The sequence below is a fragment of the Streptomyces sp. NPDC002520 genome, assembly GCF_053595235.1.
In genome coordinates this window covers 1-5,912 of the sequence record NZ_JBSFXG010000082.1, presented here as the reverse complement: position 1 = coordinate 5,912, position 5,912 = coordinate 1, and the positions used below count along the sequence as shown (strand labels likewise).

6 protein-coding genes and 3 pseudogenes are annotated in these 5,912 nt (G+C 69.0%); 5 read left to right on the top strand and 4 right to left on the bottom strand.

Features of this window, described 5'->3' with window-relative positions:
- The 4 genes from ACWD5D_RS44655 to ACWD5D_RS44640 all read left to right on the top strand — a co-directional run.
- The coding region (locus tag ACWD5D_RS44655; protein WP_451378476.1) for a DDE-type integrase/transposase/recombinase at positions 1-302 on the top strand (302 nt) is incomplete at its 5' end.
- 108 nt (positions 303-410) lie between these two features.
- The gene (locus ACWD5D_RS44650; protein ID WP_451378478.1) at positions 411-680 is read left to right on the top strand and encodes an MFS transporter; all 270 of its coding nucleotides are present in this window, start codon (positions 411-413) and stop codon (positions 678-680) included.
- Between the two features lie 208 nt (positions 681-888).
- Entirely contained in the window at positions 889-1,515 is a 627-nt protein-coding gene (locus ACWD5D_RS44645) for a transposase (RefSeq protein WP_451378475.1), read from the top strand.
- A gap of 61 nt (positions 1,516-1,576) precedes the next feature.
- Positions 1,577-2,290, top strand: a complete 714-nt coding sequence (locus ACWD5D_RS44640) for an IS6 family transposase (RefSeq protein WP_451378474.1) — start codon at positions 1,577-1,579, stop codon at positions 2,288-2,290.
- Between the two features lie 56 nt (positions 2,291-2,346).
- On the opposite strand, the gene ACWD5D_RS44635 is transcribed toward ACWD5D_RS44640, so the two are convergent.
- From ACWD5D_RS44635 to ACWD5D_RS44620, 4 genes and pseudogenes are all read right to left on the bottom strand, one after another.
- On the bottom strand, positions 2,347-2,844 hold the full coding sequence (locus ACWD5D_RS44635) for a hypothetical protein (protein ID WP_451378479.1): 498 nt from the start codon (positions 2,842-2,844) through the stop codon (positions 2,347-2,349).
- 64 nt (positions 2,845-2,908) lie between these two features.
- Positions 2,909-3,458: pseudogene (locus tag ACWD5D_RS44630) on the bottom strand (helix-turn-helix domain-containing protein); the annotation flags it as partial.
- A 94-nt stretch (positions 3,459-3,552) separates the two neighbouring features.
- A complete protein-coding gene (locus ACWD5D_RS44625; protein WP_451378477.1) occupies positions 3,553-5,133 on the bottom strand; it encodes a SpoIIE family protein phosphatase in 1,581 nt (526 codons plus the stop codon).
- Positions 5,113-5,460: pseudogene (locus ACWD5D_RS44620) on the bottom strand (PAS domain-containing protein); the annotation flags it as partial. The gene ACWD5D_RS44625 and the pseudogene ACWD5D_RS44620, both read right to left, overlap by 21 nt.
- A 224-nt stretch (positions 5,461-5,684) precedes the next feature.
- Between ACWD5D_RS44620 and ACWD5D_RS44615 the strand changes: the two are divergent.
- Positions 5,685-5,912: pseudogene (locus tag ACWD5D_RS44615) on the top strand (IS6 family transposase); the annotation flags it as partial.

Here is a 5,912-nt window from a genome sequence, read left to right as displayed (position 1 = left end):
TCCGTTCCTACGGGGCGGCCCACCGCGAGGTGATGCCCTCCGTGGAACACCGCTCCCACAAGGGCCTCAACAACCGGGCCGAGAACAGCCACCAGCCCACCAGACAGCGAGAACGCGCCATGAAAGGCTTCCGTAGCGTCGGCGGAGCCCAGCAGTTCCTGGCCGCGTTCAGCGGCATCTCACCCCACTTCCGACCACGCCGCCACTTGATGACCGCCGCCCACTACCGCACCGAGATGACCACCCGCTTCGCCATCTGGGACCAGGTCACCGGCGTCGCCGGCCTGCCTGCCGCGGCCTGAGCACCGAGCCGGAACCCGGCCCCACCACACCCGACACACCGTCAGGCATCCACACCCTCAACAACGTGACAGCGCCGCGACCAGGTCTGGCAGCTTACCGTCGCTCTCATCGGAGCGATGCTCTTCATCGCTCCGGGCGCGGCGATCACGCCCGTGGTGTATGCCGAGATGTTCCCCACCGGCGTGCGGACCGCGGGGGCCGGATTCCCCTACGCCCTGGCCGTGGCGGTGTGCGGCGGCACGGCCCCCTACCTCCAGACCTGGCTGGCCTCCTCCGGCCGCGGAGACCTCTTCGCCATGTACGCCATGGTCCTTCTGCTCATCAGCGCTTTCACCGTCTGGCGCATGCCCGAGACGAAGGATGTCGCCCTCGACTGATGCCCTTGCCCGGGCATCGCTCGCCTACGGACGGGGCGATGCCCAGGATGCTGGGAATATGTCACTTGAGCGATATTGGTCAGGATCGGGTGGTTCCTGCGTCGTCCGCATCGTTGACGAAGGGTCGACCGGCGTCAGGCGGCCCACGGCAGCCTCGACGACGACGGCGGCGGCTTCAAGGGCGAGGTCTTCACGGAACGGCGCGGCCATGCACAGTGCCGAACTGATCGTGGGCTCCGCCAAGGCCTACGGCGTCGCCTTGATCACCCAGGTCCTGCTCGACACCTCCCGCCAAGCCAAAGCCCAACAAGGCTTCGGAGCTACCGACTTCACCATCGACTGGGACAACCAGCAGGTCGCCTGCCCCGCCGGGAAGACCAGCACCACCTGGAACGATGTCATCCAAGAAGGCGTGGCCAAGACCGTCGTATCCTTCGCCGCCCTGAACTGCATCCCCTGCCCCTCCAAGGACCAGTGCACCAGCGCCTGCAGCAACCGCCGCCGGCTCAGCCTCCAACCCCGCGAGATCGCCGAGGCCATCCAAGCTGCCCGCGCCCGCCAACAGACCGGCGACTTCAACCGCGACTACGCCCTGCGCGCAGGCGTCGAAGGCACCGTCCGCCAAGCCACCCACACCACCGGCCTACGCCGCGCCCGCTACCGCGGCCTGGCGAAGACCCACCTCGACCACACAACCAGCGCCACAGCCCTCAACCTCATCCGCGTCGTCGCCTGGTGGATCGGCCACCCCCCGACCGCGCCAACCACAGCCACCTCGCCCGACTCCAACTCTCCCTCGCTGCCTGACAGTTGGAATTGGGTGTTGTCAGGTTGAGCGGAGCCCTTCTCCAGTGGCATGGTCATCTGTCCGGTCGGATCGCCTGGAGGGGCTGCTCGTGGACGCGCCGTCGTACCGGGGTTTCCGCTTTCCGCGGGAGGTCATCGCGCACTGCGTGTGGCTGTACCACCGCTTCACCCTGAGCCTGCGCGATGTCGAGGAGCTGATGCTCGAGCGCGGCATCGAGATCTCCCACGAGACGATCAACCAGTGGACGCTCCGGTTCGGCCCCGCCTACGCCAACGCGCTCCGCCGGCGCCGTCCGAAGCCAGGCGACAAGTGGCACCTGGACGAGGTCTTCGTCAAGATCCAGGGCCGGCAGCGGTACCTGTGGCGGGCTGTGGACCAGGACGGGAACGTCCTCGACATTCTGCTGCAGAATCGCCGCGACGAGGCCGCTGCCAGGCGCTTCTTCCGGAAGCTGATGAAGATGACCCGGTCGGTGCCCCGGGTGATCGTCACCGACAAGCTCCGCTCCTACGGCGCCGCTCACCGCCACGAGATGCCCTCGGTGGAGCACCGCTCGCACAAGGGCCTCAACAACCGGGCCGAGAACAGCCATCAACCGACCCGCGAGCGTGAACGGGCGATGAAGGGCTTTCGCAGCGTCGGCGGAGCCCAGCGGTTCCTGGCTGCATTCAGCGGCATCTCACCCCACTTCCGGCCCCGGCGCCACCTCATGACCGCACCCGACTACCGCACCGAAATGATCATCCGCTTCGCCATCTGGGACCAGATCACCGGAACCACAGGCCGACCCGCCGCGGCCTGACTCATCGTCACCATCACGGACAGGCCCGTCCCGAAACCGCGCGGACCCCCAAGTGCTCACTCAACCTGACAACGCCAGCGGGAGTGTCTGGACTTGGCCAGGGCCCGGTTCGGGTTGTCGGTGCGGCGCCGCACATGAAGGTGCGGGCCCTCCACCGGGCAGCCCAGCGAGCGTGACGAGGCCAGGAAGTGCAGATCCTCCTGGCGCAAGCCCAGGGCCTCCCCGATCCGCAGGCCGGTCGCGGCGAGCAGCGCGATGAGAAAACGGTCCCGTGCCCGGGGCGTATCCGCGATCATGCGGCGGATCTGCTGCGGGGGCAGGTCCTCGTAGCCGGGCTCGCTGACCTGGAAACGAAAAGCCGATGCCTGGACCTGGCGCCACTGGCCGCGCTCGCCGACGTCGTAACCGGCCGGCAAGAACCGGAGCAACTTCGGCTCCGACAGCGAGCCGGCCGTCTGCGGAGGGACCCAGCCGTGGAGCGCGCCGAAGCGCAGGAAGTCCGTGACCGCCGTCATCACCGCGTTCGCCGTGCCCTGCGAGCGGTAGCGGGGCACAGCCGTGGTCGGGGAGCGGCGGCTGCGGGCCGGCAGCGGCGTGGTGATCAGCCAGCTGCGTCGCCCGCCCGCCTCGTGGTCCGTGTGGACCGGGCCGGTAGATGAGCCGCGAGCGCTCGCCGGGTTTGAAGCAGGCCAGGGCGGCGATGGAGATTCGGCGCTGGGAGCGCCCGCGGACGCGGACGATCGGGGTGTTGCCGCGGTGGGACCAGGTGCGGGCGGGCGGCGTCATCGAGAACCCGGCCTCGTCCTCGAAGACGAGGTAGGCGTCGAGCGCCGCCGCGGCGCTTCCGCGGATGGCCAGGTCTCCTTCACCCATCCGGCTATGGCTGCCTCGTCCCGCTCGACCGCGTGCTTCGCGGGGACCTGGTGGCTCCGCCGTGGCGTTGCAGCATCTGGGAGATGCCCGAGAGCGTGAACGACTTGTGGAATCGCCGCCCGATCAAGGTCTTGATCCGGGCCAGCGTCCAGGTCTGGTCCGGCCAGCCGTGCGTCACGGCGCCCTTGGCCAGCTCGGCTTCCAGCACGGCGAACAGCGTGTCGCTCAGCTTGGGCGTGGAGACCAGTCCAGCGGATCGCAGCCCCTCAGCGCCGACGTCTTGCCAGGCTCGCCGAAGTGACACACTCGAACAGGACGGGCCGGCAGCAGTAGCGCGGCCATAACGAGCGGGACGGTGCGGGTGATCATGACGTCAGCCTGACGGAATTTCATTCGTCCCATTGGCCGAGGAGGACGTCGGCGAGGTCCTCCCCGGCCCGGGCGTCTCTGTCGTGGAGGGTCTGTTCGGTCCAGATGACCTTGCCGCCCGGGGTGTAGCGGGTGCCCCAGCGCTGGGCGAACTGGGCGACCAGGAACAGCCCGCGGCCGCCCTCGTCGGTGGCCTGGGCCCGCCGCAGGTGCGGGGAGGTGCTGGAGCTGTCGGACACCTCGCAGATCAGGGCGCGGTCGTACAGCAGCCGCACCTGGATGGGCTCGGTGCCGTACCGGATGGCGTTGGTGATCAGCTCGCTGAGGATCAGCTCGGTGGTGAAGGCGATCTCCTCCAGCCCCCAGGCGTGGAGTTGACGGGTGCAGGCGGCGCGGATGGAGGCGACGGCCGCCGGGTCGGAGGGGACCTCCCAGGAGGCGATCTGGCCGGGGTCCAGCAGGCGGGTGCGGGCCACGAGCAGGGCAACGTCGTCGCCGGGGCGCTCGGGCACCATGGCGTCGAAGACGGCCTGGCAGGTCTCCTCCGGGCCCCGGTCCGGGTGACCGGCCAGGGATTCGCGGAGGAGGCCGAGGCCGAGGTCGAAGTCACGACCGCGGTCCTCGACGAGCCCGTCGGTGTAGAGGACCAGCCTGCTTCCCTCGGGTATGTGCAGCTCGGCGGTCTCGAAGGGCAGGCCTGCCGCCGTTCCGAGGGGCGGGGAGACGGGAATGGAGGGGAAGGTCACTATGCCGTCGGGGCGGACCAGCGCAGGTCCGGGGTGGCCGGCCCGGGCGGCGGTAGCCCGCCCGGAGACGGGGTCGTAGACGGCGTACAGGCAGGTGGCCCCGGTGACCCCGGTGCCTCCCTCTCGCTCGTCGATGCGGGCGACCAGGTCGTCCAGGTGTACAAGGAGCTCATCGGGGGGCAGATCCAGGGCGGAGAAGTTGTGGACGGCGGTGCGCAGCAGGCCCATGGTGGCCGCGGCGAGCAGACCGTGGCCGACCACGTCGCCGACGACGAGTGCCACCCGGGTGCCGGGAAGCTCGATGACGTCGAACCAGTCGCCGCCGACTCCGGCCTGCGCGGGCAGGTAACGGTGGGCGACCTCGACGGCGTTCTGATTGGGCAGGGCCTGCAGCAGCTGGCTGTGCTGGAGGGCCAGAGCGGCCTTGGCCCGCTCGGCCTCGGCGCGTGCCTCCTGAGCGGCTGCTTCGGCCCGTTTGCGCTCCGTGATGTCGGTGGAGATACCCCCGACGGCGCATGGCCGCCCCGACTCGTCCAGCACCGGAAACTTGACCGAGAGCCAACATCCGGCGTCCAGCGCGGGTTCATCGACCTCGATCGGCTGGCCCGTAGCGAGTACCTCTGCATCGTGTTCCCTGTATGCGCGGGCAATTTCTTGGGGAAGGAAGTCGAGGTCGGTCCTCCCCTGCACCTGCTCGCGCCGGACGCCGTAGCGGTGCAGGAACTGTCCGTTGGTGAACAGGTACCGACCGTGAACGTCCTTGACGAAAATGACGGCGGAAGAGTGGTCCGCGAGGTCCTGCAGGTAGCGGAGATCCTCCCGCAGCGATCGCTCTGCTTGCTCCCTCTCGGTCACGTCGTACAGCTGTACAACGGCCAGAGAGTGCTCGCCCGGCAGGCAGGCCGCCTTCAGCTCCAGGACCAAGGAAACGCCGTCCGGCCACCGTGTCGCCGTGCAGACTGTGGAGGCCTCTTCGCCGAAAGCCAGAGCCCGCAGCGGATCGCCCTCTCCGGCGTGCAACTGGACGAGATCGGTCAGATGCTGCCCGACCAGCTCTCCCTCACGCCGTCCCAGCAGGTCTGCCAGGCTCGTCGACACGAGCAGGATCTGTGACGGCTCCGGGGCGTCGAGCGCGATCACAGCCGTCGGCACCGGCGCTGCGGCGAACGCGGCGGGGACCATCGCCGCGGCGTCCCAGACCGCACCCTCTAGGAACCGCTCCGCCATCGGCCACCGCCACCTTCCACGAAGGCTCTTATCATAAGTATTTCATATGGTCAACTGGCTCGAGAGTGACCGGCAGGGCCTGGGCGGCTGGTCAGCCTTTGGCTCTGTCAGGTTGCCGAAGGGGCGTGGGAGGCTCTTGGTGGTGATCGTTGCGGGAGGGGCCGGTCGTGGAGTCCGAGGTGTCGCCGTCGTACAAGGGGTATCGGTTCCCGGCCGAGGTGATCGGTCACGCGGTGTGGCTGTACCACCGTTTCCCACTCTCGTATCGGGAGGTCGAGGAGCTCCTGTTCGAGCGGGGCATCACGGTCTCGCACGAGACGGTCCGTGCCTGGTGCGCGACGTTCGGCCCCGCCTACGCCCGGAACCTGCGTCGCCGCCGGCCCCGCCCGGGCGACAAGTGGCACATG

Bases quoted from the DNA above. Each gene is read 5' to 3' on its own strand.
- ACWD5D_RS44645 (WP_451378475.1), top strand. From the start codon at position 889: ATGCACAGTGCCGAACTGATCGTGGGCTCCGCCAAGGCCTACGGCGTC.